Source organism: Domibacillus robiginosus (genome assembly GCF_000966195.1).
Taxonomy (GTDB): Bacteria; Bacillota; Bacilli; order Bacillales; family Domibacillaceae; genus Domibacillus; species Domibacillus robiginosus.
In genome coordinates, this window is the sequence record NZ_LAHL01000033.1 from 46,250 (window position 1) to 72,837 (window position 26,588).

36 protein-coding genes and 1 pseudogene are annotated in these 26,588 nt (G+C 40.3%); 14 read left to right on the forward strand and 23 right to left on the reverse strand.

The genetic code is table 11. The features are described from left to right. Nucleotides 1-19 precede the first annotated feature (19 nt). The 8 genes from VP97_RS15390 to VP97_RS15425 form a co-directional block, all read right to left on the reverse strand. Nucleotides 20-1,342 carry a D-serine ammonia-lyase gene (locus tag VP97_RS15390; protein WP_050182796.1) on the reverse strand — a complete coding sequence of 441 codons (1,323 nt, stop codon included), beginning with the start codon at nt 1,340-1,342 and terminating at the stop codon, nt 20-22. Beyond that, nucleotides 1,339-2,529, reverse strand: coding sequence for a DNA polymerase IV (locus VP97_RS15395; protein ID WP_050182797.1), 1,191 nt, complete (start codon nt 2,527-2,529; stop codon nt 1,339-1,341). The genes VP97_RS15390 and VP97_RS15395 overlap by 4 nt, the downstream gene beginning before the upstream one ends. Before the next feature lie 300 nt (nt 2,530-2,829). Next, on the reverse strand, nt 2,830-3,123 hold the full coding sequence (locus VP97_RS15400) for a Dabb family protein (RefSeq protein ID WP_050182798.1): 294 nt from the start codon (nt 3,121-3,123) through the stop codon (nt 2,830-2,832). 469 nt (nt 3,124-3,592) lie between these two features. Next, a complete protein-coding gene (locus VP97_RS15405) occupies nt 3,593-3,805 on the reverse strand; it encodes a hypothetical protein (RefSeq protein WP_156153517.1) in 213 nt (70 codons plus the stop codon). Nucleotides 3,806-4,304: 499 nt separating this feature from the next. Then, nucleotides 4,305-4,754 (reverse strand): CBO0543 family protein, encoded by a 450-nt coding sequence (locus VP97_RS15410; RefSeq protein ID WP_050182800.1) that lies wholly within the window; start codon nt 4,752-4,754, stop codon nt 4,305-4,307. Nucleotides 4,755-5,160: 406 nt separating this feature from the next. Next, nucleotides 5,161-5,664, reverse strand: a complete 504-nt coding sequence (locus tag VP97_RS15415) for a GNAT family N-acetyltransferase (protein ID WP_050182801.1) — start codon at nt 5,662-5,664, stop codon at nt 5,161-5,163. A 555-nt stretch (nt 5,665-6,219) separates the two neighbouring features. Then, entirely contained in the window at nt 6,220-6,654 is a 435-nt protein-coding gene (locus tag VP97_RS15420) for an immunoglobulin-like domain-containing protein (RefSeq protein ID WP_050182802.1), read from the reverse strand. 6 nt (nt 6,655-6,660) lie between these two features. Then, complete coding sequence (locus tag VP97_RS15425; RefSeq protein ID WP_050182803.1) at nt 6,661-7,266, reverse strand: S-layer homology domain-containing protein; 606 nt, start codon at nt 7,264-7,266, stop codon at nt 6,661-6,663. A 79-nt stretch (nt 7,267-7,345) separates the two neighbouring features. Between VP97_RS15425 and VP97_RS25015 the strand changes: the two genes are divergently transcribed. Continuing rightward, entirely contained in the window at nt 7,346-7,444 is a 99-nt protein-coding gene (locus VP97_RS25015) for a DUF8096 family protein (protein ID WP_483782897.1), read from the forward strand. Nucleotides 7,445-8,420: 976 nt separating this feature from the next. Next, nucleotides 8,421-8,588 carry a Spo0E family sporulation regulatory protein-aspartic acid phosphatase gene (locus tag VP97_RS23370; RefSeq protein ID WP_082220385.1) on the forward strand — a complete coding sequence of 56 codons (168 nt, stop codon included), beginning with the start codon at nt 8,421-8,423 and terminating at the stop codon, nt 8,586-8,588. 471 nt (nt 8,589-9,059) lie between these two features. Here VP97_RS23370 and VP97_RS15430 read toward each other — a convergent pair whose 3' ends face one another. After that, the gene (locus VP97_RS15430) at nt 9,060-9,374 is read right to left on the reverse strand and encodes an IDEAL domain-containing protein (protein WP_050182804.1); all 315 of its coding nucleotides are present in this window, start codon (nt 9,372-9,374) and stop codon (nt 9,060-9,062) included. Between the two features lie 882 nt (nt 9,375-10,256). Then, a complete protein-coding gene (locus VP97_RS15435; protein WP_156153518.1) occupies nt 10,257-10,505 on the reverse strand; it encodes a hypothetical protein in 249 nt (82 codons plus the stop codon). A 297-nt stretch (nt 10,506-10,802) separates the two neighbouring features. Here VP97_RS15435 and VP97_RS15440 point away from each other — a divergent pair, with 297 nt between their 5' ends. Then, nucleotides 10,803-12,272: a recombinase family protein gene (locus tag VP97_RS15440; RefSeq protein ID WP_050182806.1), complete on the forward strand. Its 1,470-nt coding sequence runs from the start codon at nt 10,803-10,805 to the stop codon at nt 12,270-12,272. On the opposite strand, the gene VP97_RS15445 is transcribed toward VP97_RS15440, so the two are convergent. The 3 genes from VP97_RS15445 to VP97_RS15455 all read right to left on the reverse strand — a co-directional run bounded on the left by VP97_RS15445 (nt 12,259) and on the right by VP97_RS15455 (nt 13,796). Next, complete coding sequence (locus VP97_RS15445; RefSeq protein ID WP_050182808.1) at nt 12,259-12,543, reverse strand: hypothetical protein; 285 nt, start codon at nt 12,541-12,543, stop codon at nt 12,259-12,261. The two genes, VP97_RS15440 and VP97_RS15445, sit on opposite strands and share 14 nt — an antisense overlap. 157 nt (nt 12,544-12,700) lie before the next feature. Next, nucleotides 12,701-12,946 (reverse strand): YjcQ family protein, encoded by a 246-nt coding sequence (locus VP97_RS15450; RefSeq protein ID WP_050182809.1) that lies wholly within the window; start codon nt 12,944-12,946, stop codon nt 12,701-12,703. Nucleotides 12,947-13,145: 199 nt separating this feature from the next. Continuing rightward, complete coding sequence (locus VP97_RS15455) at nt 13,146-13,796, reverse strand: YiiX/YebB-like N1pC/P60 family cysteine hydrolase (RefSeq protein WP_082220386.1); 651 nt, start codon at nt 13,794-13,796, stop codon at nt 13,146-13,148. A 145-nt stretch (nt 13,797-13,941) separates the two neighbouring features. On the opposite strand from VP97_RS15455, the gene VP97_RS23375 reads away from it, so the two are divergent. Further along, a complete protein-coding gene (locus tag VP97_RS23375; protein WP_082220387.1) occupies nt 13,942-14,049 on the forward strand; it encodes a YjcZ family sporulation protein in 108 nt (35 codons plus the stop codon). 45 nt (nt 14,050-14,094) lie between these two features. Here the strand turns inward: VP97_RS23375 and VP97_RS15460 are convergent, their stop codons facing one another. The 3 genes from VP97_RS15460 to VP97_RS15470 are packed head-to-tail and all read right to left on the reverse strand — an operon-like array spanning nt 14,095 to nt 15,188. Further along, entirely contained in the window at nt 14,095-14,664 is a 570-nt protein-coding gene (locus tag VP97_RS15460; RefSeq protein WP_050182810.1) for a manganese catalase family protein, read from the reverse strand. 22 nt (nt 14,665-14,686) lie between these two features. After that, entirely contained in the window at nt 14,687-14,983 is a 297-nt protein-coding gene (locus VP97_RS15465; protein WP_050182811.1) for a spore coat protein CotJB, read from the reverse strand. Beyond that, nucleotides 14,943-15,188, reverse strand: coding sequence for a spore coat associated protein CotJA (locus tag VP97_RS15470; RefSeq protein ID WP_050182812.1), 246 nt, complete (start codon nt 15,186-15,188; stop codon nt 14,943-14,945). The genes VP97_RS15465 and VP97_RS15470 overlap by 41 nt, the downstream gene beginning before the upstream one ends. A 144-nt stretch (nt 15,189-15,332) precedes the next feature. Between VP97_RS15470 and VP97_RS15475 the strand changes: the two genes are divergently transcribed. Next, nucleotides 15,333-15,563: a hypothetical protein gene (locus tag VP97_RS15475; RefSeq protein ID WP_050182814.1), complete on the forward strand. Its 231-nt coding sequence runs from the start codon at nt 15,333-15,335 to the stop codon at nt 15,561-15,563. A gap of 284 nt (nt 15,564-15,847) precedes the next feature. On the opposite strand, the gene VP97_RS15480 is transcribed toward VP97_RS15475, so the two are convergent. The 3 genes from VP97_RS15480 to VP97_RS15490 all read right to left on the reverse strand — a co-directional run bounded on the left by VP97_RS15480 (nt 15,848) and on the right by VP97_RS15490 (nt 17,864). Next, complete coding sequence (locus tag VP97_RS15480) at nt 15,848-16,084, reverse strand: hypothetical protein (RefSeq protein ID WP_050182815.1); 237 nt, start codon at nt 16,082-16,084, stop codon at nt 15,848-15,850. Between the two features lie 101 nt (nt 16,085-16,185). Continuing rightward, nucleotides 16,186-16,482 (reverse strand): hypothetical protein, encoded by a 297-nt coding sequence (locus VP97_RS15485; RefSeq protein ID WP_050182816.1) that lies wholly within the window; start codon nt 16,480-16,482, stop codon nt 16,186-16,188. 545 nt (nt 16,483-17,027) lie between these two features. Next, on the reverse strand, nt 17,028-17,864 hold the full coding sequence (locus VP97_RS15490; RefSeq protein WP_050182817.1) for an STAS domain-containing protein: 837 nt from the start codon (nt 17,862-17,864) through the stop codon (nt 17,028-17,030). Nucleotides 17,865-18,119: 255 nt separating this feature from the next. Here VP97_RS15490 and VP97_RS24255 point away from each other — a divergent pair, with 255 nt between their 5' ends. Beyond that, complete coding sequence (locus VP97_RS24255; RefSeq protein ID WP_172656787.1) at nt 18,120-18,284, forward strand: hypothetical protein; 165 nt, start codon at nt 18,120-18,122, stop codon at nt 18,282-18,284. Between the two features lie 229 nt (nt 18,285-18,513). Here the strand turns inward: VP97_RS24255 and VP97_RS23380 are convergent. Further along, nucleotides 18,514-19,082: pseudogene (locus VP97_RS23380) on the reverse strand (glycoside hydrolase family 25 protein); the annotation flags it as partial. A 209-nt stretch (nt 19,083-19,291) separates the two neighbouring features. On the opposite strand from VP97_RS23380, the gene VP97_RS15500 reads away from it, so the two are divergent. The 6 genes from VP97_RS15500 to VP97_RS15520 all read left to right on the forward strand — a co-directional run bounded on the left by VP97_RS15500 (nt 19,292) and on the right by VP97_RS15520 (nt 22,985). Further along, the gene (locus tag VP97_RS15500) at nt 19,292-19,510 is read left to right on the forward strand and encodes a hypothetical protein (RefSeq protein WP_050182819.1); all 219 of its coding nucleotides are present in this window, start codon (nt 19,292-19,294) and stop codon (nt 19,508-19,510) included. A 214-nt stretch (nt 19,511-19,724) separates the two neighbouring features. Then, the gene (locus VP97_RS23925; RefSeq protein ID WP_156153519.1) at nt 19,725-19,892 is read left to right on the forward strand and encodes a hypothetical protein; all 168 of its coding nucleotides are present in this window, start codon (nt 19,725-19,727) and stop codon (nt 19,890-19,892) included. 134 nt (nt 19,893-20,026) lie between these two features. Then, on the forward strand, nt 20,027-20,776 hold the full coding sequence (locus tag VP97_RS15505; protein WP_050182820.1) for a TraR/DksA C4-type zinc finger protein: 750 nt from the start codon (nt 20,027-20,029) through the stop codon (nt 20,774-20,776). Between the two features lie 151 nt (nt 20,777-20,927). Further along, on the forward strand, nt 20,928-21,785 hold the full coding sequence (locus VP97_RS15510; protein WP_050182821.1) for a manganese catalase family protein: 858 nt from the start codon (nt 20,928-20,930) through the stop codon (nt 21,783-21,785). Nucleotides 21,786-21,913: 128 nt separating this feature from the next. After that, entirely contained in the window at nt 21,914-22,357 is a 444-nt protein-coding gene (locus tag VP97_RS15515; protein WP_050182822.1) for a YugN family protein, read from the forward strand. A gap of 133 nt (nt 22,358-22,490) precedes the next feature. Further along, nucleotides 22,491-22,985, forward strand: a complete 495-nt coding sequence (locus VP97_RS15520; RefSeq protein WP_050182823.1) for a L,D-transpeptidase family protein — start codon at nt 22,491-22,493, stop codon at nt 22,983-22,985. An 88-nt stretch (nt 22,986-23,073) separates the two neighbouring features. Here the strand turns inward: VP97_RS15520 and VP97_RS15525 are convergent, their stop codons facing one another. Then, complete coding sequence (locus VP97_RS15525; protein ID WP_156153520.1) at nt 23,074-23,256, reverse strand: hypothetical protein; 183 nt, start codon at nt 23,254-23,256, stop codon at nt 23,074-23,076. A 116-nt stretch (nt 23,257-23,372) separates the two neighbouring features. Next, nucleotides 23,373-23,789: a single stranded DNA-binding domain-containing protein gene (locus VP97_RS15530; RefSeq protein WP_050182825.1), complete on the reverse strand. Its 417-nt coding sequence runs from the start codon at nt 23,787-23,789 to the stop codon at nt 23,373-23,375. 140 nt (nt 23,790-23,929) lie between these two features. Here VP97_RS15530 and VP97_RS15535 point away from each other — a divergent pair, with 140 nt between their 5' ends. Beyond that, complete coding sequence (locus tag VP97_RS15535) at nt 23,930-24,238, forward strand: DUF2642 domain-containing protein (RefSeq protein ID WP_050182826.1); 309 nt, start codon at nt 23,930-23,932, stop codon at nt 24,236-24,238. 322 nt (nt 24,239-24,560) lie between these two features. Here the strand turns inward: VP97_RS15535 and VP97_RS15540 are convergent, their stop codons facing one another. Then, a complete protein-coding gene (locus VP97_RS15540) occupies nt 24,561-25,163 on the reverse strand; it encodes an HNH endonuclease (RefSeq protein ID WP_050182827.1) in 603 nt (200 codons plus the stop codon). Nucleotides 25,164-26,095: 932 nt separating this feature from the next. Here VP97_RS15540 and VP97_RS23935 point away from each other — a divergent pair. Beyond that, nucleotides 26,096-26,257 (forward strand): hypothetical protein, encoded by a 162-nt coding sequence (locus VP97_RS23935; protein ID WP_156153522.1) that lies wholly within the window; start codon nt 26,096-26,098, stop codon nt 26,255-26,257. Nucleotides 26,258-26,588: the final 331 nt, after the last annotated feature.

Below are 26,588 nucleotides of genomic sequence, written 5' to 3' on the forward strand. Positions count from 1 at the left end.
AAGAAATGGCAGAAGGCTTTCATGGATTTCTTTTTAAACAATCAGCTGATAGGTCCCTGCCTTTTTGAATGTACTTGTGCATGATTTCGTCTGGAACCATGCTCCCGCCAGTCGCCCATACAAGATGAATAGGCTTTTTGCCGAGCTCTTTCTGTCCGGACAGCAGTACAGGCCCTATCATACCGGCAAGCGCAGAAGGCTCAAGCTGTATGTTTTCTGTTTCATTAAGACCATTTAGCATCGCAAACAACTGGTCATCATGCACTGTACAGCTGCCTGCTAAAAAGGGCTCCACCAGTTTTCCAACAAAACCGGATGGGCGGCCGACGGCAAGACCGTCTGCTTCAGTTTGATTTGTTAAGCCAATGTCCTGAACGGAGATTCTATCATGCAGTCCGGTAGCAAGACCAAGCAGCATACAGGCACTTTCAGCCGGCTCGACAAAAAAACAATGCACATGTGACCCGAAAGCGAGCTGAAGGCCAAATGCTACGCCGCCTGGCCCGCCGCCTATGCCGCATGGCAAATAAACGTAAAGAGGCTGCTTTTCATCCACCGTTATTCCTTGTTTATCAAATTGCCGTTTCAACCGAAGCCCTGCTGTGGCGTAGCCTAAAAACAGCTCGTGCGAATGTTCATCATCTACAAAATAAGCACGCGCGTCCTTTGCAGCTTCTTCTCTTCCCTCAGCAACCGCTTTTTCATAATCTGCTTTATGCTCTATCACAAGAGCGCCTTTTTCACGAAGGAGCTGTTTTTTCCATTCCTTTGCATCTGATGACATATGTACGGTTACGCGAAACCCCATTTCAGCACCCACGATGCCAATGCTCAGCCCGAGATTTCCCGTTGAACCTACAATGATCCGATAGGAAGAAAAAAGAGTTTTAAAAGCCTCTCCGCTAAAAGCAAGGTAATTCTCCGCTTCTGTAATCAAGCCATTTTCCAGCGCCAGCTTCTCGGCATATGTTACGATTTCATAGATCCCGCCGCGCGCTTTAATGGAGCCGGATACAGGAAGCTTGTGATCTTCCTTTAGCCACAGCTCACCTTTGATCTGACAGCCGGACGCTTCTTGAAGCCACTCTTTCATGCGCGGAATCTGTGTAACCGGCGATTCAATAATCCCCTTTTTTTCTTCCAGCTCAGGAAAAGCCTTTTCAAGATAAGGCGCAAATCGTTCCAGCCGCTTTTCTGCTTTTTGTACATCCTGAAGCGAGAATAATAAGGAAACCTGGTCGTGCCGATTTGGATTCATCCAGAGAACATTTTTTCGCTTTTGTAAATGCTCGATCAAAGCTGCTGCAGATTCGCCGTACGAATGATTGAGTTTATTTTTCATTGCGTCCACCCTTTTTTTATAATTCCATCTCCAAACTTTTTTTTTAATGCTTCTACTGTTGTCAGGAGCGGTTCAAGCTTATCTGCTTCTTCCTGGAAAGAAAACAAGTCCAGCTGGGTTTCCTGCATTCGTTTACCGGCCGCATTTTGTGCCGTAATCCCCAGAAGCCGAACCGGTTCTCCATTCCAGTGCTTAAAAAAAATAGTTTCCGCCGCCGATAGAAGCTCGCCTTCTTCCTGAATATCAAAGGAAAGCGTCTGACTGCGGGTAACCGTTTTAAAATCGCTGTATCGAATGGTTACTTGAATCGTTCTTGAAACAGCTGCTTTTGCTTTCATTCTCTCACTCACTGAACGGGCAAGCTGGCGAAGCCTGGCGTGAATAACTGCCGGCTCAGTAAGGTTTTTGGGAAAAGTAGTGGAGTTCCCAATACTTTTATAGGAGCTGTTGGCTTTTGGATCGACCGGCCTGTCGTCTATACCATTGACCCGCTCCCGCATCCGTACTCCGCGTATGCCCATAATAGATCGGATTTTTTTCTCATCTGATCCTGCCAGGTCACCCATTGTTTTAATGCCATGCTCCAGCAGTTTTTCAGCTGTTTTCTCTCCAATTCCGTGCGCTTCTAAAACCGGTCTGCCCCAGAGCACATGCTCAACGTCCCGCTTTCTTAAAACTGTAATGCCCAGCGGCTTTTGCATATCGCTCGCCATTTTCGCTAAAAATTTATTAGGGGCGATCCCGATCGAAAGTGGTATTGAAAATTGCTCCATCACTTCCTGCTGAATTCTTTGTGCAATTTCCAATGGAGAACCCAGATGTGCACAAGCGGTAATATCAAGGTACGCTTCATCGATAGAAGCATATTCAATCAGTGGCGACACCCCGGCAAGATAGGCAAATATTTGCTTTGAATACGTTTTATACAACGCGTGATTTGGCTTGATCACCACAGCTTCTGGCACAAGCTTTACTGCTTCACGAAGGGCCATCGTTGTATAAACACCCCTGTTTTTACATAAATAGTTGGCCGCTACTACAATTCCCCTTCGCTCCTGCGGATTTCCGGCAATGATGACCGGCTTGTTTTTTAACGTCGGATTTTCTGCCATTTCTACACTGGCAAAAAACGAATTTGCATCAACATGAAAAATGACCCGTCCTTTTTTCGGATAAAAGCCCGTCATACGGTCACCTCTCCTTTAAATCAATTTCATTTTTTACGGTACAGTTTCTCCGCATTTCATACGTCGGTTTGTTCTTATTTTACCATTTTCCCTGCTGCATCGCCCTTGTCAAAAAAACAAACTCTCCCACCTGGCATCAGTCATGATGAGGTGGCAAAATCTCTTTATAAATCAGCCCGATTACAACAAGAATGGATAATGACCACCTGCGTAATGCTTCGAGCGGCGGTCATGTCTCAGCTCATATCTCTGCCGGCTGCTCACAAAAAAACTCCCCGATTGCTCAGGGAGTGACAGTTGTTAAATTTCAATATCAACGACGATACTGTCGAGCCGGCCGACCTCGCGAATAAACGCTGCGACCGCTTGATGCTCCGGATGCGGACCGTATGCTTCAAGCGCCGCTTTGTTTTCAAACCGTGTTGTAAGCACCACTTGATAGCCCTGGTTTTTTTCGGAAAAATTAATGCCGGCTTGAATATCAATTACACCCTCAAGATGCTGCTCAAGGGCTTTGAATCGCTTTACTACTTCTTCAAGCTGTTCGACAGTCGTCGTTTCTGCAAATTTAACAAGCACAATATGATCAATCATGTTTTTCCTCTTTTCGTTAGCCATTTACTGTAAATATATCATTTTTATGCCTAGCGGTAAACATATGTTTTTATCCTGGTTTTCGTTTCGATAATTGTCGAAACCATTGCTCGTCATCTGTCATAATGGCAAGAGCTAACATAATGAAAAGCAGGTATTTTTTTTTGATATCCCTTTGTTTTTTATCACCTTATAGGAATGAAAATGAAAAATCGCTCCTTTACTCAAAAGCAGGACTGCTGAAAGAACTGATTTTATATGAAACAAAAAAGAACTAGTTGTCATGATGTACCCATGATATCAGGAAGAAATACAGGTGACGGATCATGTGGGGGTAGCACAAATGCACTGCATTGTACATTTGCATTGTGAGGCCTGGAAGCGACCAGGAAAGAGGATTATGGCCGAAGATTCGTACGAGAAACCATTTAAAAAGGATGGATGACCCCGGCCGAGACCGGGGTCCTTTCTACTCCATTTCGATCTCCAGCATTCCTATATTAAAGAACAGCGGCCAGTTAAACTTTTCTTTCTCATCCTCCGTAAATTCAGCCAGTTTCTCGCGTGTAATGCTTTCGAGCCTGGCCAAACAATTCTGTGGAAAGGCACGCGCTCCATATTGCCATACAAGACCAGCGACAAACTGGCGGCACATTTTGATAATTTCAACATCCTTCATCACTATGCAGCACTCCTTTTCGCTTTTGATGGTGATACACTGATTATCAGCACAGATTACTACTTGCTTTTTACGATATACACAGGGATATTTTTTACGTCCAGCTTTTTTCTTCATTCATTTCCGCCAGCTCTTCCCTGAAGTTAATGGGTGTTACATGATGATATGGACAGGAGTGCTTGGGTTATGCCGAAATAAACGAAAAAATGTAAGAAGAATTGTGAAAAGAGGGGAAGTGGCGCGACCGAGTGAGAGGGTTTGAAAAGGAAAAACCTTTGATTGAACTACATTTGTGTAAAGGGGATATTCAAGAAGATATTATTTACTCGGATGAATGAACCGAAATTACTGAATCAAAGAAGTAACATTGACCGAAACCGGGACGTTTTTGTATATACTATACAACCTGACTCTCGGGTGATGCCCCTGTTCAGCTTCAATAAGTGATCGTGCTGCTTCTGTTTCCTCAAAAAACCGCCAGCAAATTCTTCATTATCATGATTTAATCTATAACTTTCAACTTTCTTAAATAAAGATAAAACCAATAGATGAACACAAAAACAGCCAGATACGCCAAAAAAGTCCATAAAATATTCCAGCCTTCCCGATACACCACATGCTCTATCATAACCAATATACTTTCAAGGAAAGTGATACACAGCGCCCATAAAAAAATAAGGAGATATGGATGTGTACTTTTCCTTATAAATAAGATTAAATAACCTCCTACAATAGGGTATAACCCTATGTTAAAAGGGAGTCCCGGCAACGTTTCCTGTTCATGAAAGGGATGAATTTCACCAAAGTCAAAGTAAACCCATAGCTCATTTATTAGAAATGCTATAGCTGAAGTAAAAGGAGCAATCAATGGAATAAGCTTTCGATCTTTCGGGTGAAGATGTACGAATCCAATAATCCAGGGAACAATAAATATAATCATTGAAAAGTACATTTTATTTTTCCCTCCACCGCAATGCCCTTCTTGTTTTACAAGCTGCTTTTTCTGATTTTATACATGCCTAATTTAACCGTATTTAAGAAATTTATGTACAGAAAAGGTTAATTCATTATTTTCTTAAAATTAAAAACGGCAGGGAAATACACTTTTTAGTAAAACAAGTTATTAGCACTACTACATTTCACTGCCATAAAGTATATATTTATTTCATAATGTTCTCACCTTCTTTTAAGCAATAAAAAAAGACCGAGCTATACTCGATCTGTAAAGGAAAAGCTACCTTCTCACTTCTTTGCTTTAACGCTCCACCGAAGCTGGGTGTTGGTTTGTCACCTCAAAAGGACGTCCCGGCCCTTAAATAAAACTGTTCAATGAACGGATGCACCGGTGAGTTAAGCAATTAAGAAATCTTTTTCCCAAGTATGACTAGATCTCTTTTAATGCCATCTAATTCAGCCACTTCGGGCAAATGAGCCCATTTTTCAAAATTAAAGCTAGAAAACAGGCGAAGACTCGGCTCGTTATGCCCGAATATGTATCCCAGTAAAGTATCAATATTCAGCTCAGGGCACGCTTCTATAGCTTTTTGTATAGTAAATTTACCAATGCCTTTACCTCTAAAAGCTTCATCAAGATAAATACTTATTTCGGCGGTTGAATTATAGGCCGGCCTTCCATAAAATGATGAGAAGCTTACCCAGCCGCTTATTTCTCCGTCATATTCCACAACCCATATAGGTCTGTTGAGATGGTTATGTTCTTTAAACCAACCTAATTTATCCTCGACAGACACAGGTTCAAGATCCGCCGTTACCATCCTGCCTGGTACAGTCGAATTATAAATATCCACTATAATCGGTAAATCTTCAATGGTTGCATTTCTTATTTTGATTTTTTCTGACATAAAACGAGCTCCTTCACAATAGATAAACCATTATTATATGTTACATTTCATAACACCAAATTATAAAGATGTTTTTTAAAAAAGCAATAACAGTTTTTAACAGAGCCTATAAAAAAAAGAACTAGTGTCTTTTGTTATTTTTCTTTATTTTCCAGTCCAGGTAATATTGAAATACCTGAGGGCCAGTTACTTTGTACTTCCTGCCAATTTCCTGCCAGCCTTCTTGAAAAAAAGGCTGTGCTTTATTAAACGGCATACCTGTATTTTTTTATAGCTCTTCACACTCTTTTATAATATTGTCCACTGGCACTACCCCCTTTTCTTAAAATTCTGCAAAAGGAGATAATCCCCTTCGTTATTCGCTATAATTCGCGCAATATCATATTTAAAAGATACAAAGAAGATTGTTTAACCCTATTATTGGCGGAGTTATTTTTTATTCTGTCATATAAACCAACTGTATAACAAAAATTCAAAAGAAAAAGCACCCACCAGCATTGGTGAGTGCTCTCTTCTTTTCGGAATATACGTAGCCAATCTTATAAACTAAAAATGTTATTCAATCAATGTGAAAAATGCCGCTAATAGCACATTGTCCTTATCGGGCTCATCATGTGGGAAAAAATCAACCACGCATCTATATTCTCCAGGCGTGATGAGTGTTACAGAGCTGCCAAAGTTAAGAGACCCTAAAGTCATGCTTTCATTCGCCTGTGTTACATACACGACTGGAAGGGGGATAGCACCATTACTGTATCTTATTGTTTGCCAATCATCTCCTTGCTTCTTTTCTAAAATAAATACAGGATGGGAGTAGTATGATGAAGATCCTGTCTGTGTAACAGTAAGCCTTGCACCTGTGTCGGTTGACATACTATAGCTTTCCTTTTCCATTTTAAGCACCAATCCCTCATTTGAAGACGGTAATTCGTCACTAGGAGGGAGTTCCTTTGCAGCCGGTGAACCAGCTTTATAAATTCTATAAAGCATTATGGCCTATTCGCCTCTCGTCAAATGATCCGCTGTGCCGAATCGAGTCGCTGTTTTACCCTGGACAATGCCATGAGCAACCAGTTTTTCTATGGCTGTGACGTATCGCTCTGAGACATCGGTAAACGCAATATTTGCTGTCTTAAATGGGGTTATGGATGGCAGCAATTGATAAAGAAGAACAGCCGCTTCTCCCCTTTTTATCGGGTCATTGGATCCAAAAAGTGTTGCTGATTTACCTATCATTAACCCTGCGTCATAAATAGCTGATACCATTGGTACGGCACGCTGAGGAACGTCTTTGAAGGGCATTTGATTGGAGCCGGGATTGAGACTCACGTATTTTGCTACCGTCATTGCCGCATCTATTCGCTTAATTGGCTGATTGACACCAAACTGCGTTTTGCTTATCCCTTGAGCAAAACCATTACTGTACATAAAGGACACAGCCTCTTTATATCTTGGTGTTACATCAGTGAATGGTATGTTTGTAGACTCTTGTTCTGTTTTTTGAGATGAAAGCAACTCTTCGGCCAGTGCTGATGGACCAGCTGAAGCAAATACCACTCCCGCAAGTGCAGCCGTCGCTATCATACGAGGTACCCTCTTCATTACTCCTTCTCTCCTCTTCTTTTTTAACAAATTTTCTCATTAATTGATATGTCATACAGTATAACAAAAAGCGAAGAACATGAATGATAAAACAAAAAAACCTATCTATGGTACCAAAAGCGGCCGTTGTGATAACTGTGACAGCGCCCCATTTAAAAGCTCTATTAAAAATTTTTAATATTTCTTTATGAGTGCTGCAGGTGTGGCTGAAGAAGGCTGTTTAACTTCGTCATTTATTAACTGGCTTTTTCTTATGAAATATCTGCTCTAGATTCATAGTTATTGATTAAATAATGAAAATCCATAATAAGCTTTCTCATGTGAATCCCCCTCTTAGTTAAAAATTACTAACCAAGAATTCCTTGTAGCCTTTCCTAGGCCCAAACAAGTGTCACAATCCTCGATATAAACTGATTCAAGACCTGAAGTAAAAATTCCTCTACCTGAGCAATCGTTACATATTCCCTTTTAAATTTTTTTCTTTCTTCTTTATCCCTTCACTCCTCGGTGCAAAAAAAAGGGATCAAATTGCAGATTGACTGCAACGACACATGTTACTGAAACAGCAAGAAAGGGCACCAAATAAACGCCGCGTGTGCGTTCATTCAATGCCCCATGGATTTCCCATAAGCTTATTCAGTTTAGTTGTAGACGTTTTATAAGAAACGATTTTCCAATCTTTTCGAAAAATTGCTTTTCAACTATCTGTTCAGCCTTTCCGCTTCTTGTAGTGGCAGCTGTCGCAAACTCCCTTGTTGTGTACGGTTTCGTATGGGTCGATGTGTCGGCTACATGTAGTACAGATGTTTTTGTTCATAGGTTTTATCTCCTTTTTGGACAAGCTCTTTATTATCCAAAGGGTATCCACTGACCGAAGTTTTTATACACTAAGTCGCAATCTCCACAGCAATTAGTTTTCTAATTAAACTTACATTAATTCCTCTAAGAATTTTTCACTTACTTAACTCGTATTTTCTAAGCACTCTTCTGCAATCACGATAGCTTACTGATTTCAGCTTTTATCTTTTTTATCAAATAAAAAGTGTAATGTTTTCAGAAGTTTTGTCGAACACATTGTCATTTCTCCCCAAACACCATATGATTCTTTCTGTTGTATTTTTAAATAAATAGAATCATATAGGAGGAATGACGCGATGAACAATCAATTGAATCTGGATGAGTTAGCTATTAGAATTAAAAATGTTCGTCACTTAATGATTGTCACTGGTACGAATAAAGGTCTGGGAAATAGCGAAACGATTAAATACAGCGAAGAACTCGACAATTTAATTATTCAATTTCAATTAAAAAGCTTGCTTTAATATACTTCTGTATATTTTTTAAATTTGCTCATACTGTTATTGTTCGTTCTACAACCATCTATAGATACATACATTTTCAGCTATAGCTAGGTATAAATCTGATTGCTTTCTATAGAAATTACACATCCATTGCTGCTTTTTTCACATCATTAAAGGACAATAGGCGATATCAAGCTACCCACCCCCTGTGGTTTAAGCTTGATTGCCTGGGAGCATTGCTTCTGGGTTTTATTGAATTTCCCGCCATTTTTTCATTTCCAGACGTTCTGCCATCAGATCCTGGCCATGCTCCAGAATGTACTTGTTTTTCACATCTTTTTCCTTAAATCTAATGTACTGTGCTTTGCCGAGATCACCATTTGAATTAACCGCCGTTTTGGCAGATCTCGCTTCTTATGGCTTCTGAGATAAAGGAAAAGCTTCAGTCCACACAATAGCCAGGTACTTCCTCAGGCGTCCACTGCTGGCTAATTACTGCTCCACGGTATGCCGTTTTCCCTCTGTCAGTTCTTTAAACCATTCTCTGTCACCTGTTTTTAAAGCCAGGTCAATTAATGTTGATTTATCTTGATGCTTGTCCCAAAAATCGCCGATCGGCTCCAGCTGTTCTTCTGTGAAAATGCCCGGCGATGGTTTTTTTAAAAGGTATTGATTGTTCTTAATCCAAACCACTTTTGTTAACTCAAATCGCTCACTGTGCCAGCTGTAATGAATAATGTTGCTCACATATCCAACCACTGTCATACTACCAATCTTGACTATTTTCCAATCTCCAATGTTTACCAAAGCTTTCACCCCCGGTTTTCTTATTTTCTTTATTTCTCTTTTTTTCTGAATTTATTCATTTCGAGAAATAAATATTTGGCTATATTCTTAACTGGGGTATCATCATATTTGCTGTTAGAAATATCTAATCTAAGAGATACTGACCTTTTTCTACTCTTCAATTCTCAAAAAAGCTTTTACCCCTTTTGTTTGATTTTTGGGACGTACTGTTGAGCAAACTATCTAAACTTGTGTTATCGTGAGAATTCAATTCAATAGATGGGATTCTTTTAAACTTTTTTAGCCACTTTCTTTTTTTAGAAATCGAATTAACTTCTTTCTGATAAATAATGTTTCATCAATCAAGTACAAATTGATGTGAAATGAAATTTTTTTCGACATTTATCGACAAACGCTATAGTCATATCGATTAATAATATGATACAATCTACCTAGACATACATCACTTAACGTTCGCTCCGATTTTTATCAGCGGGCGTTATTTTTTTGCTCTTTTTATATCAATCTCATACAGGTCATGACATTTGGGCTCTTTCATATATATTGATTCTTATGACTATTAAAATCATTGTTTGTGCCGTGTCAAAAATTCACTATATAACGCTTTACAGACTTTCCAAGCGGGAAAGTCTGTAAAAAAGGTTCAAAGGACAATCGCTTTGCCTCTTAGTACAGGTGTTGTAAAGCCGCTGCTCATTTTGAGGAGAAACTCCGATATCAAATGGGCGCTGATTGACCGTCACTTCCTCCTTTTCGATCAATCTTTCAATGATTACTTCCGGTGTTTATTGATTTCTTTATCTTTCATGAAATCAATTCTATCTTTTGTATTTCGTTGTAGCTTTTTTAATACTTGATTGCCCTTTAATGTATAAAGAAAGGTTAAGCAGACTCGTTTTTGCGTTTACGCGGTGCAAGCTCGTAGCTAGTGATCATGATTTTTGTACCCGTGTATCGTGACAAAATTTCTTCAATCACTGTCTTGACGCGCTCTGCTTTTTCCGGCGTGAAGTCAATCGGCTCAAGGTTAGGCTTTTTCATTACACGACCGCCTTTCATAGTTGAAATGCTTATTACTATGCCTCTCATCGTACAGGTATGGCTGGACAACCCTTTTTGAACGGGTTTCATTTTTTCATCTCCCGGCTGACTTCCTATATCTTTAACGTTGAATATTCTTTTGCCGAAGAACAGCTTGCTCAGTGGAAGGTTCAAATGATGGACGTTATGCATGAAAATCTCCCTTCTCGTTTATGAGAGGGGATTTTATTTGGCACTCAAAAGAACATGAATTCCGAATAGGCGTTTCGTATTTTGTAAGCTTGATGATCCACAGGAGATTCTGGACGTACCTGCAAAGAAGTTGTATATCACGAGCCATTGAATACTACTATGAGGTAAGGACTCCTTGATAATGAGGTGAAGCGAATGAAAGTTGCTCTTTATATACGCGTCTCTACAGAAGAACAGGCTCAACACGGGTACTCACTTGCTGCCCAGGAGGAAAGGCTGCGTGCCTATGCCCTTTCACAGGACTGGGACATTGCAAAGGTCTATCGGGATGAAGGACGGTCAGCGAAGGACTTAAAGCGCGACCAGCTACAGCGGATGCTGGCAGATTTGAAAATCGGTTTATTTGATGTGGTCCTCGTTTACCGTCTTGATCGCCTGACTCGGTCGGTGCTTGATCTATACGAGCTCCTTAAAATTTTTGATCGGCATGACGTTAAGTTCAAGTCAGCAACAGAGGTGTATGACACGACAACAGCTATTGGCCGCTTATTCATTACCCTTGTCGCTGCACTGGCACAATGGGAGCGGGAAAACCTTGCCGAGCGGGTTAAATTCGGCATGTTGAAGAAAGCGAGCCTCGGTGAATGGATGGGTGGTATCATTCCTTACGGGTATACATTTGACGGCACTGCTTTTCGCATTGTTGAGCAAGAAGCAGAGCTTGTAAAAAAGATTTTTAAAATGGGGAAAACAAAAGGCATGGAGGCTATTTCTAAAGAACTCAATGCAGAAGGTCACCGCACAAAAAGAGGGTTTAAATGGAGTGGATTCTCAGTTCACTACATGCTTAGAAATCCTGTTTACATAGGGAATTTCCGCTACAATGACGGCAGCGGGAAAACGTATCAGCCCCTGGAGGATCAGCGCACATTCGAAAGTGAGCTGATCGATCCGATTATTACAGAAAAAGAATTCTGGGAGTTACAGAGGATTCTTGACAGCAGAAAATGTAATAAAGGAAAGTCATTAACCGGCAAGTACTATTTCACGTCTGTCCTGCGCTGCGGCAAGTGTGGAGCTTATATGACCGGCACTGCTTATAAATATAAGGAAAAAAACGGTGTGGAAACGAAAAAGAAGTATTACCGTTGTTCAAACAAAATAAAAGCCAAAAATTGCACTATGCCGCAAATACAAGAAAGCAGGCTTGCCGATGAGCTAATGCGTGTTTTTGATGATTTAACACAAAACTGGTTTTCCAAGACCCAAACGAAGCAAATTGTCCATTTAGGTGATGATATAAAGGTCACTGCTAATGAACTGGATAACGTAAGAAAATCCATTGAAAAATATAAGCTGATGTTCATCAATGACCTGATCGACATTGAAGAATTAAATAATCAGCTGTCTATTTTGAAAATCCAAGAAAAAAACTTAAGCAGTGAATTGAATAAGAAATCGGATCTAGAAGAAGCCATCAGGCTCTCCCCTGAAGAATTGAAAAATCTCATTTATCATTTTAAAGCCGTCTGGGATATTGCAGAGGATGAAGAACGTAAAAAGTTAATTATCTCCATCTTTTCAGAAATCGTGATTGACGCCAGCGAAGAATCTTCTTACGGACCGGGCACATCCAAGCATTTTTGGATCGTTAGTGCGAAATAGTAGCTGCAGCAAGGCTATATCTGCTTTTACTTATGATAGGGAGGTCAATCATTGCGTCCCAATCTTCTTTTGCAAGCGTTAAGCCGACAGCCATAATTTTTTTACTTTCCACTACTTCAAGAACTGGTTTCATAGGTGTAATTCGTTTATCCATATACGTCGATACCTGCACAATATACACTTCATTTCGAAGTCTGGAAAAATCACGGATGAATCCGATAATTCTTTCTTGCCCATTTGCAATAATGACCCAATCACCCGGTTTGAGCATATGTCCCCCTCCTTGCCGCCACTGCTATTTATATTAGATGCATCCACGCGCTTGAATGCGCTCTTTTTTATCATTTAAATTCATTGCACATATGGCATAAAAAAGAAGCTGTTTGAAGAGGGATTACCTTCTTCAAATAGCTTCCTGTTTTTTACTCTTATTGTCCTGTATTTTTTTCCAGGAACTCGTAGCCTGATACTGTAACCGAATATTCATCTTCAATCGTATAGCCGATAATTTCTCCTTCATCCGACCGGCTGACTGTAATACCTGTTACCAGGTTGTTTGAGTCAAGAAAATGAAGCGCTTCTCCAAATGATTCAAGGCTTGTATCCCCCTGACTTGGCTTGCTGCCGTTTTTCATGTCAATTAATAATTCCAGTGCACGTTTTTCAATTTGCATGGCTGGTCACTTCCTTTTTTCTTTTTCTGTATCATTCTTTTCCCTTTTTTGTGCTTTTATAAGCTTTTTTTATTTATTTGAATTTAGCATATAATGTATTAATTAAGAATGATTTTTTTAAAATGATTTATACTAATAGCCATTAGCTTATTTGAAAAGGAGCGACTTTTATGGATTCAGTGAGCCAGCGTGATTTTTTCTACTTAGGCCTGTATGGCGTGATTGTATTAACAATCGCTTTTTCCCTTTCTTTCGACAACTCCGGTGCTATTTGAAACATCGGATAAACATTGGGGTCTGCCGCAATATGTTCAGGATAAATAAACCCTTCTTTTGTTCGCGGGAATTCAATCCCTATTTGTTTAAAGCACAAATCAACAAATTCCGAACAAATATATTCATCATTTTCTTTATGGCGTCCAATGCCCAGCTTGATTCTGGTTAAAATGCGAACCAGTTCGGCTGGGTCATAATTTCGATGAAGAGAGTCAATGGCTTTTCCAATCATAAAATGCAGCCATCTTCGGTCAAATGAAGAATCGATTAAGGTTTTATGACGTGCTATATAAAGCGCCCCTTGATATTTCTCTCCCACATTGCGGTTCTGCCTTACATAGTGAGCCAGTGGAATCAACCGTACGCCTGCGCTCTCTACACTTTCAAATACAAGAATTCGGCCATGCCAGCGGACTAAAAAAGCCACATGGCTCATCAGAGAATTTGATGCTTTTTTAATAAATTCAGAGATCAAAGACGTCCCACTGCAAAACAACAGGTCGCCAGTCTGGATTTTTTGTACGGCCTCTGAATAGGGAATTTGAATGATGTCTTTAAACTTTTTAGAGCTCACTTTTTCCCCTCCTCTAAAAATCACCCCATCCTTTATACGGTATGCTTGATTATTGAAGTTGTCCGTGCAAAATCCCGGCCTGGTTGCCGATTTGTCCAGGAATATTTTTTTCTTCCGCATACACTACTGTGTGGAGGTGGAAAAAATGGGTGCTAAACAGGAAGGAAACAGCTGGGGCTATGGATCCGGGTTCGCGCTTGTTGTCGTTTTGTTTATTCTCCTGATTATTATCGGTACAGCGTTCGTTTACTGAATGTACATGAAAAAAGCCAGAGCGGCGGCTCTGGCTTTTTTCATGTTAAAATATTTTTTTCTGACCGCGGTCATCTTTAACGATTTCAACCGCTTCCCGGAACCGCTGGGAATGTATAATCTCCCTTTCTCGTAGAAACCGAAGTGAATCGTTTAAGTCCGGATCATCTGACATATCAATAATCCATTGATAGGTTGCTCTAGCTTTTTCTTCGGCAGCAATGTCTTCATACAAGTCTGCAATAGGATCTCCTTTTGCTTGAATGTATGCTGCGGTAAATGGCACGCCGGCCGCATTGTTGTAAAAAAGAGCGCTGTCATGACTGACATAATGCTCAGCAAGCCCTGCCTCCCGAAGCTGCTGGGGCGTTGCATCCTTTGTTAGCTTGTAAATCATCGTTGCAATCATTTCCAGGTGAGAAAACTCTTCTGTTGCAATATCGTTCAGCAGCCCAATCACCTTGTCTGGAATGGTATAGCGCTGATTCATATAACGAAGAGCGGCAGCAAGCTCCCCATCTGCTCCTCCGTATTGCTCCATTAAATATTTGGCAAGCGTCGGGTTGCATGTACTTACTTTTACAGGATATTGAAGCTTTTTCTCATAGACCCACATTTGGTATCCACCTTTTCACTTTTTAGACCTGCCACGGCCAGGGTGTGCTGTTCCACGTCCATACAGATGAAGAAGGATTTGGGCTGCCCTGCTGAAGCGGACCAAACTGCGCTTCAAAAGCCCGCTTCAGCTGCTTGCTGTACTGAGCAAACTGATTGTATTGAGAAAGGGCCTGCTGGTCCGTCGGATGAGTATCCAGGTAAAGAATCAATTCGTGCACAACAAAGTCGGCAGCTTGAATTTCCTCCAGCTGCTTGTAATATTCCTTCGGCAGCGGATTAGCCACGGCCCTTTCCTCCTTTTCGATACGGGTTATCATAATAATCGTAAAACACTTTCCAAAGGGTCCCTTTTTTCAGCGCCTCTTGTGGAGAGAACTGGGGAAGGCCCGGCGGCTGAAAGCCTAAATACAGATTAGGAGGTGTACTGTAATACTTGTATCCGATCGGCGGGCACGGATCAAACAGCCCGCGGCGCGGCACATAGGACTTTAAAGATGAAAAAGATCGCTTCTCGCTGCTCATGCTTTGTCCTCCCACCCCTTATTCGTTCCTTCTCATGTCTATGTATAAGCCTGCTGATTATAACCAAATGCGCACAGCTTTCAAGAAAAGGTTTTTTCTCGTCCCTTTTGTGGGTAAACCATTTAAAAAAAGGAGCGATATCACATGCAGGTTGATTACCAGCGTCTTTATGAAGATTATTTGATTTCAAAAGAAGAAAGAACAAGGCAGCTTGAGCTTGATGAGTTTGAAAGTGAAAAAGCGCATATGGCCAACTGGCTGCAAAAGGTGCGGGGCCTGACAGAGGAGCAAGCGCAAGCTGTGATTGAGCATTCTCCTGTAAGCAGCCAAATTGAGCAGGCCCATCAAAGAAAAGATGATGCTTCAGATGAATAAAATGCATGTAGAAAGCGCCTCTTTCATAAGGAGGCGCTTTGCTTGTTTTATGTACTACATATTTGTATGGTAGCCATACGTTGAGCATGATAGTTTACCTATAAAATTATGCAAATTTATTTACCTCGCCACTGTTTTTATATTTCCATGTTTCTGATTATAAACAAATCTCTTTTTCGCTGATTGTGTACATCGTGTTTATTCCGTCCTTCTTTTTTATTACCGCTATACAAAAAACATCCAAACATCGCATATATGCGGTGTTTGGATGTTTTAAGAGCAGTTTACAAAGCAGTTGAAAACGGGCTGTGCTTCCCTTTTCGAAATGGCTTGGAGGCTGCTAATATATTATCACGCTTAAACGTGCGTAATGTTCCTCGTTTAAAGCAGTACGCCCTAATATAATCAGGATGAATTTTTCTTACAATAATACTGCGGTCGGTAATGACACGATCATCTGTCATATACATAATAACAATTGGCTTTTTTTCTTCAAGGGACATTCGAAACAATCCATCCATTTTTTTAACCTCCCTTTCTTCTCTATTATACCGAACAAACGTTCAAAAATCAACCAAAAAACGAACATTTGTCCGGTAAATAGCGGGAGGCTCCTAGTATGTTAAAAGGTGTTCGTGGTTAGTTCATCGAACCAATTTTTGTCTTTTGTTAAAAGAGCTAAATCAATAAGTGCGCTTTTATCCTGGTAAAAATCCAGCAGCTGTGCAGCGGAGTGAAAACGATTTGATTCATAAATACCCTGTGTTGGCCGGCGCCATTGAATTGTATTGTTTGTCAACCATCCTACTTTGGTAAATTCAATACATTCTCCATGCCAGCTTTGATTTTTCACATTGCTTACATAGCCAATGGCTGTTGAACCGCCTATTTCAATCATTTTCCACTCCCCTACATTCATCTTTAACGCCTCCTTTTGTTTTTGTTAAGAATATGTTTTATCGCTTTTCAAGGAAAGTATATATTTAATATGCCGCCTGCGAGCTTTTGCAGCTGTTTACATGATGTTTGTTTTATTTGAATGTATGCTGCCTGCTATCTTAATAGACTTCTTTTTTCTTTTCCTTACAAGAGAAAAGAACGTAAAAGCGCTCGATTATAAAACGAAGCAAAACATTGCTTGCCAACAAGGAGAAAGCATTTTTTAAACATACCTGTTTTATGATGAACCAGGTTTTCCACTATATTCTTTTGTATATTTTTCAAAAAAAGTGGTTATGCTGTAGATGTTGGGAACTTCATCCCTCCAACTCCTATTTCAGCTGGTTATTCGTTTGCCGAGGAAATCCTCGGCTTTTTTTAGTCCTTCAGCTGACGCCCGCTCCCATACTCTTTCTTTGCTTACATATAAGCTTTGTTTTACATCAGACGATAAAACAAAAAAACAGTCCAAATACGATTCCATATAGGAACTTTTTTGGACTGTTTTTATTTTTTCCCCTATCGCTACATATGACTGGAAATAACAGCATGTGATAGTGTAGAAGTAATGGATATTTTGTCAAAATTAAGACCAAGCTGAACGGCTGTTTGCGCTAGTTCCGGGCGAATACCTGACAGTGTTGTTTTTACGCCAATTAATCCCAATGCTTCGACAAGATGGAAAAGCTGCTGGGCTACCATCGTATCGATCATAATGACACCCGATAAATCAATCAACAAGTGATCTACTCTTTTTTCTGCACACTGCTCGAGCGTTTTTTCTAAAATTAACTTGGCCCGTGCTGTATCAATATCACCTACAAGCGGCAAAAGCCCTATTCCACGATTTAATGTAATAACGGGTGAACTTAATTCATTAATCATTTCCTGCTGGCTTTGAAGCCGTTTCACTGAAAATTTGTGATGCTCCTGCATAAACCACATGACTACATGATCAATAGCACTAATTACCCGCTGTTTCCAGAGGTCCGCTTCATTCTGCGGATAAGCGGACTGATTTATGGAGAAAAATTCTTCCAGGAATTGAAGATATTGATCCCGTGTTCTGAAAAATTCTCTTACGATAAAATGCATCGGCGTATTTAAATGATGCTCATCCTTGGCAACATTAATAATCCATTTTTCAAATTCCTTTAAAAATACACTTTCTTCTTCAACAAATAATTCGCAAAACTGCAGATGGAATTCATAATTCTGTTTTTTTAGCAATTCAATAGCATAAGGATCCGTTGTTGAATAAACCCCATTTGGATCATTTTTATCTAAAGAGGCGTACCATTCTTCGGTGATCTGTTTAGCTTTTTCTAATAAAAATTCATGGATTGCTTGAGCTGGATTCATTGATATTCCCCCTGCGGCTATATAAAATCGACTTTCGTTATTTTACCTGATTTTTGCGAAATAATCTATCCTCGGGCAGGATTTTACACGCTTACTGTTCGGCAATGTATATTTTTTGCTTCATAGAAAATACTTTATTTTCTAAAAGCAGCTTATGGAAAGTTTATCTATTGTTTTGCCGTTTTTATGTTTCATTTTCTAACAATCGGGTAAATACATAATTCATCACGATAAAACAAGGAGGTTTTCTACTATATGGAGCCAATAGAACTTTTTGGATGGTCTTTATCCACTCTTCTGACAGCCGGCTTTGCTGGTTCACTGTTTTTCATGTCAAGAAAACCAAAATTGTTGTCTGAGTCCGAGTACCGCTCTTCACAAAAACGTTACCATGAAAGCAATCCTAAAAGCAGCCAGTAACTATTGAATGTTATAGCTATGGATGAGCAAACCGGAAAATCAGCCCGATCAGCATCACTTTTTTTACTTGAAAAACCTTAATGCGATACACATGAAACAGTCAAAAGCTCCAGCAGCTCTTTATGCCGCTGGAGCTTTTGGTTTGTTACTTTTTTCGAAGCATGCGGCTTATGTATGAAGCGGTGTAGTGTAACATATCTTCTTCTTTTTCTCTTCGTAAGGAATCATCCAAAAACCAATCAATTGTTTTTGTCCCAGTCAATCGATTTAAATCCACTTTCCCCTTGATTCCTTTTATTGTTCCACTGTCGGTATACTGCCATAAATCGCAAGGAAAGTCTGGCGCTTTCTCGCTGTACCTCGGTATCCACATAAAATCAGTGCTTATCTTTTCTGCTTCGAATCTGTTGTACGTGTGATGGTGTGATGGCCGACATATAGCCCGACTTTTTTGGCGCCTAAATGTCGCAGTTCATCAATGAAAGCCTGTGTACCGGCACGCATGTTTTTCATTGTCTGCACTTCTACATCCGCCACCCAAAAATGTGCTGCCTGGTCGCCACGTTTCTAGAAATCATGCGCTTCTACTTTTGCATCGTTTTCTGAAACAAAGCGGCAAAATGCGTAATTGCCAAATGGGATACGATACTTCTTACACGCTTCCGCATTAAATGCATAATACCGATCCTGCGTTGTGCTTCCATCCTGAACCCTTAAAATAACCATCTCGATATCATGACGGGCTGTTTCCCAATCGATCCTTCCCTGATGATGGGAAATGTCTACAATATGTTTCATTTTTCCACCTCACACTTAAATATTTACACATTCCCCTTTTTTTCTTTTTTAAACCTCTCTTCATTTTTAGGGAACAGAATAAACAAAGATGAAGATGCGAGCACATTGAACTTTGAAATACGACTTATTTTCATGGTACTTTTAACCTATCAAATTCGGATAACACAGTAACTCGATGCTTATGTCCGTTTTATGAAAGGTGATTCATTATGAGCGTAGAATACATTATCCAAAAGTTAGAGCTTCTTTGCTATTTCAATACGGTTGAAATGAAACATGTATTTAAAAAAAATGAACAGCCCCTCGTTTGGGCCAGTTGTATTAAGAATACGACTACCATTCAAGTAACCGTTTTACCAAACCAAACAATAAAGGAATATGAAAACATAAAAGATGCCGCCGCCAGTATTCAACGTTTGATTACATAACCCCTGTAAATGTGCGCTGGCAGTTGCGCTTTCCTGCAGAATGAACGCTGAACCGGCATTACCCCTTCGCCCATTGCTTTTCTGGAAAGAATATGCAGATAGCTCATACAGCTATTTTTATTTCTTTTCAGTGCTACATAACGAGAACCCCGCATATGTTATTTATAATACCCTGTGCGTTCTACCCCGGCTTTTAACAAAGGAGGTTCTATCAATGGCTCCGATTGATGTTTTTGGATGGCTTGTATGTGTACTGTTAACAATCAGCTTTGTGGCTTCAATCGTTTTTCTGCCAAAAAATGCAGAGGCTGAGGATGATCGATCGACTGATCACTTCCGTAATGGGGTACCCGTAAAAAAACAAATCAAAAAGGAATCTTAAGCGCTTTAAGCGCTTTTTTCTTCGTCTTGAACCATAAAACTTTGAGCTGCAGGACTCAAAACGGCTGCTTTGGGAATCATACGGAGAAAGGTTTTTTCATTTGATACAAAAACGTAGTGAAAAGGACTGAGCGTATGTTAACCAAAGACCAGTTAACCCAATTTCGAACGGAGCTCGTCAACAGAAAAAAAGAGATCGAAGCCCGCATGGAGGAAAACGACCAATTTAATATTGAGCGCGACTTCCCCGGCTCTGTTGGAGAGTTATCTACTTATGATAATCACCCTGGAGATACGGGAACAGAATTGTTTGAAAGGGAAAAGGACATGGCGTTAAGTGAGCATGCCCGTTTGGAACAGCAAGACATCAACGCTGCTCTCGAAGCAATTGAAGCTGGTACCTATGGCGTGTGTAAAGTCTGCAAAAAAGAAATCCCACTTGAGCGGCTCGAAGCAGTACCTACCACACTTTACTGCATGGAGGATTCACAGGAACGGTATATTCCACGCGACCGGCCCGTTGAAGAAACCATTTTAGCCCCGCCGTTTGGACAATTTGATTTTGATGACAAGTCAGAAAACGTCGCTTATGACGCAGAGGATTCCTGGCAGGATGTTGCCCAGTATGGTACATCTGAATCGCCGTCAGATTTTATGAACCCGCCTGAGGAGTATGGAGACATGTATATGGAATCACAGGAAAACAAAGGATATGTAGAGGACTACGAAAACTTTGCAGCCGTCGATATACACGGAAACAAAGTAGATGTATATCCAAACAGAGAGCATGAATTGTATGAAGAAGTGCTCGATGATGAAGAATTAATGTCTTCCCTGGGCGATCTTCCCCCGTCGGAAAAAGAGCCTTACACGGATCGTAAATAAGCTTTTTTCTGGCTGTCCCTGCCAAGCCGGGACAGCCAGTGTTTTTTAAATAAAAAGCGTCTCTTTTTTTAAAACCTCTTTGTGAATAAAATATCCCCCGCTTCCTCATGATAATGATTGAACAAATTTCAATAAGAAACGAGGCTGGAAAATGTATTACTACAAAGAGGAATTAATCAATATTGTGGCACCTGATGAGCCCGATCCAGCCGCTGCGAAAGTACTGCAGGAAATACTAGGCGGACACTTCGGGGAAATGCGAACAATGATGCAGTTTTTCTTTCAAAGCTCCAATTTCAGAGGCAAGGCTGTTCAATATCGAGACTTGCTTCGCGGTATTTTTCTTGAAGAAATTGCCCATGTAGAGCTTGTCCAAAATACCATTAACCAGCTGCTCAATGGCTCTGGAGAATCGAATATGCCAGGCAATGCCGGGGCAGATGGCGCGCCGCTGAGTGACGTTGTCAAACATGCCAATCCGCACCATTATATTATTGGAGCCCAGGCTTCTCTGCCAGTGGACGCTGCAGGAAATCCATGGAATGGCTCCTGGGTGTACAGCCATGGAAACCTGATCGGGGATTTGCTTGATAACCTTGTTCTTGAATCGACGGGTGTCCTGCAAAAAACACGTATTTATGAAATGAGTAGCAACCAAACTTTTCGTGAAACGCTGGCTTTCCTGATTGTCCGGGATAACGCCCATCAAAATGCATTTGCCAAAGCCCTTGAAACACTAGGAGTCGATTGGGGCAAGCTGTTCCCCGTTCCAAATTACGATATCAATAAATACCCAGAATGCCGGAAGTACGTAGAAATGGGTTACCATAATGCGCTGTTTAACTTCAGAATGGACGAAACAAAAATAGCCGAAATTTTTCAAGGCCAGTCTCCAAGCCGAAACGATGGCACGCTTTCCGTGGTAGATCCTCCGTCCGGGTTCCCTGTTCCTCTTATGCCCGAAATGCCAAATGAGCACAGTCCAGGGATCAATGATTTAAATGCTTAATAATCGGCAGCCCCGGGCAAAAATAAGCTCGGGGTTTTCTCATGCATTCCTTTCCTGGCTGCTTCAAGTATTGAATGACGACTTTTTGTCAAAGCTGTTTATTGACTTTTGGAGAGGAGTGAGGACATATGTTAAAACTTCAAACAGACCTGGAAGGAAAAACGGCCCGCTTTGGTGATATAAGAGACCAGATGAATGAGCTCGGATATGACCTGGGCGGAAATTGGGGATATGATGCCGGTAGCTTTGATTCAACGTTATGGTGCGACAAAAACGAAAAAGTGTATCTTCGTCTTCCCTTTACGGTATTGGACGGTATGCTGGACGAATATGATGCCTTTATTTCGTTTCAGACTCCTTTTGTTATCAAACATGTAGTCAATATTGGACTGGAAAAGGATAAACATTCTCTGCTTACCGCATCTGGCTTCAACCAATTTCAAGATCCTGTGGATCCTGATGCACAAATACAGGAAAAAAATAAATGGGAAACAGCTGGAGAGAAAGCAGTCAGCCGACTCATTCAATATTTGGGCAATGGAACGAACGCATCCGGCCAAACAAACCCTTAAAGCAGGTTTGCTTTGGCTGGAACTTGCTGCTTTTAAATAGCCACTAATATTAGTATCAATGTTTGTACGGTTTCTCCCGCTTTGCAGCGGCCTTGAATAAAATAAAGGGTCAAAGCAAAAAAGGAGGAATCATATGATTCATATTGTAAAAGCTGGTGAAACTCTTTCTTCTATTGCAGGAGACTACCGAATTTCACTCGCTGCTTTAATTGCCAGCAATCCCGGTGTTACACCAAATTCCATTTATGTAGGACAACGCATTACAATTCCAGGCTTCCCATCTCCCCAGAGCCTTCCTTTTGCCATTGTGGTTTCTCTTTCAAATCGAACATTAACTTTACTGTACCAGGGACAAATCAGAAAAGTGTATCCGGTTGGAGTCGGCAGGATGCTACATGAAACACCTGTAGGAAACTTTATTATTATTAACAAGGCACCCAATCCGGGAGGGCCTTACGGAACGATGTGGATGAGCTTATCGAAAAAAAGCTATGGAATTCACGGCACAAATGACCCTTCGTCCATTGGAAAGTATGTATCCAGAGGATGCATACGCATGTACAATCAAGATGTAGAGGAACTTTCCAGAACGATTCCAATCGGAACCTCCGTCTTGATCCGGCCATAGAATGCTATGCTAAAAAGCCCAATTCTTAGTTGAGGCGGGCTTTTGGCAAAATAAATATTATGTTGTATGGACGATGGGAAGTTCAATTTTAAAAAAGCGTTCCTTTATTTGTTTTGCTTGTAACGTTGCTTTTTCCGCCCAGACTTTGAATAGTACTAAACGAAACCATCATGCCAAGTTCGGCTCCATTTTCTTTTGTTGTAAATAGGCTATCTGCATAAAAAACAGTAAGGAGAACAAATAAAAAATGAATGTGCAATTCCTTTGTCATAAGCTCCATTGAAGGACCGGTCATTCCCGAATGTATAGCATCCGCTTATTCGGATATTTCTTTTAGAATAATTGATATTTCATTTGAGCCGCAACTGTTGCTTTGAAATGATCTTTCTACTTTTCGATCACAACGACGTTGATAATAGGTGTTCCATCTGCTGCTTTTTCAACACCTACTACACCATAAACGGTTACCCTCTCATTCTCCTGTACATCTGTTTGTGTGGAATTCATGATTACGTACGTACCGTCTGCTGCTTGAAGATAAAATGAACCTGTTAAACCAGACTCTACTATTTTGGTGACTACTCCTGTTGCGAATACTTTTTTATTGACCGGGGGCTGCTTTGAATTTAATTCGTTAAATTGTGCCGGCTGGGCTTCTTTCTTCATTTCTTCCGCCAGTTCTTCTTCTGATGGTTCCTCAATAATAGACTCTGTTCCCTGTGGAAATGTGTTTTGCACTAATTCCTCCTCTGCTGAACACGCACTCAACAGAAGGATGACTCCAATGGCTGTCCATTTTTTCATAACGCTCCCACCTTTTTATACTTATACTTGTCCTTATACTATATGAATGAACAGTACAGGTAAGTACACTGATACGCGGCGGCCTCCATGTGTCATTCCTTTTTAAAGCGCATACTGTAAATTATAAAGGAGTGAAACATATGGTTCAGGAATATCGGAATCACACAAAAAAAACGCTATTACCGCCAGGGCAGTATTTGTACTCCCCTCAGTTTCCATCCATTATGCAGCACTTGTCACCTGTTTATACGGTACAGGCGGAGCCCGTGTTTCTCGATCACCTATTGATGCACAGCGGAAAAACGATTCAAGTCGTGACAACCGGCGGTTTATTGACCGGAAAGCTGACGGGTGTGGCCATCGACCATCTTCAATTGACAATCGATAATGTTCATCACCATATTCGATATCCACATATTATTTCTTTTAATAAAAGCAGTAGCGCGTAAAGCCTCTAGGAAAAAGCCAAAGAATCTTGATGCATTAAGGTTCTCAAAGTTTCGATTCAATTTGTGCTTTTCAGCTTCCTGTATTCTCCCTCGAATAATTGGGGGAACTTTATTTTAAGACAAACTTTCAAAACAAAAAAGTCCTTATAGGGGTTTTATTACTTGATATGTAAAGTTGAAAAAATAACTATAGTCGTCACATCCATTGTTACAATTTTTTAATATAGAATCATACCAAATCTACCCCTCGTTCAGCAGGAATACGCTTTACACAAATAAAAAAAAGAGAACTCTAAGCAGCTCCCTCTCTATCCTTATTCAATTAACTGCTCAACTCAGAACATGGCTCATTTACCTGATTTAAATACGTTATGACTTTTTGCTCTCTTGTTTCGTCGTAAAACAGCTGATTTCGATACCACACAGAAAAGTCCATATCGTTCTTGCTGGAGTTGCACACGGTACATGCTGGAACAATATTTTTCCTGTCAAAGCTGCCGCCTTTTGAAAATGGAACAACGTGTTCAAATGTTAATTTATTTCTTTTTCCGCAATACGCACATTCATTGTCAAAATGATGGATGGCTTTCTCCCACTCAGAATCTGTCAAAGAAAAATCCCCCCGCTTCCGATGCCTTCTCTCCTGCGCCTCTTTTGCTCCATTCTTCACTCTCTTTTGCTTAGCTGCCGCGTATTTATATAACTCCTGAACGTCGATCAGTTCTTCAAAGCCGGTGAGCTTTTCCTCAGGGTGGATCGTCAAAATAAAATACGCCGCTTTTTCTTTTTCATAATGATCATTCGCTTCTAAGTACAGAACAACGAATGCTTCAACCATTTGTTCAACGGTTGCTATCGCGCTTTTTTCACCTAAGGTGGCATAATAATGATTGATGAACGCCTTTTGCTTTTCCGTTAAGTTCATTTCACCTCACCTGCCTTTAAGTTATTTTTACAAATACGATTAGCACTTATTCGTTTTTTTAAGTTCCCACTTGGAAACGTCTTTTCACCTGCATTAACTCAGTATACAATCTCGATTATGCCTATATGTTGAAACAACACTATATAATCCTTTCCGTGGCGAATCGCCAAAACAAAAAGCATTCGGTAAAATGCTTTTTGTTTACTGCGTATATTTCAATAGGATTTACAGACTAAAATTAGATTCCGATCCTTTTTTACAAAAAAAAAACATTTACTAAAGCCGCTGCTTAAATAGGTAAATCAATTGATTTAGCATGGAATAATAATGATTTTAAAAAAGGCGCTGATCGTCAATAGGACGCGGGATATAAACGGAACGAGGCTACCGAAAACAAAGCGGAATTCCTGGACTATCCTGGTAGACGATTTTATCTTCATTTCAACTCGATGTGGAGAGCCTAGCTCAGTAAGTACGTTACAAAACTGCTTTAAGCCTATTTATGAGAAATCGGATTTAAAACGAATTACACCACATAGTGTATGCCATACACATGCGATGATTTTAATCAGCCAGCGATTTTCTATTAAGATTATCGCCGGATCTTCTGGGCAATACACCACAAGTGATTTTAAACGTGTACGGCCATTCATTTAAGGAGATCGAAGAAGAATCTGTACAAGCTTTTGGAAGTCTAATGAATATGTAAGTGAAGGAACTTTTTTTTAAAAAACCCTCTTCATTTCTTTATCTCAAAAAACTTTAAAACAGCATCGTGTATTATTTCTTTTAATATGGCTTAAATGAAAAATCGAGATCTGAGGGTAAAGGCTTCAGTCCTTGTGTCATCTTAGATGAATAAATTTTCGAGATATAGATCATCCTATGTAAATGACTCCGTTCGTACATTTTGTTTTGAGGTGAACACAATGATGCAGTCTATGTTATTTTTTGTTTATTTTGTGATAGCCGGCGTTACTATCACCTGGCTTTTTTATCAGGGATTTAGTCCAAACAGTAAATTAAACATGCCAGAGCCGGAGAAGAAAAACAAAGCAGATACGGCAAACAAACAGCAGGAAGGCAGCAGCTGATTTTAAAAGCATAACCAGAAATTCTTCTTCTTGGAAGAGTTTTCAGAATGTAAACAAATGAGTGATAAACCGTCACATGAATGGGGTAGATTGGCGGCGTCCGGGCAGCTCCGCTTTCCATGGGGCAGGCGCTGACTCGGACGCCGCCAAAGCGCCTTGCACCAAAGTATATAAAGCGAATAAGGTCATATTTTTTTCTTTTTAAAAGGAGAAAATGTATATCCAAGTCCTTGGCTAAGTGATCTTCAACACCACTTAGTGCAGCCGGCCGGACGAAGACTCCTGCGGGAAGTACAGTGAGTCGGGAGATACCGCAGGCGCAAGCCGAGGA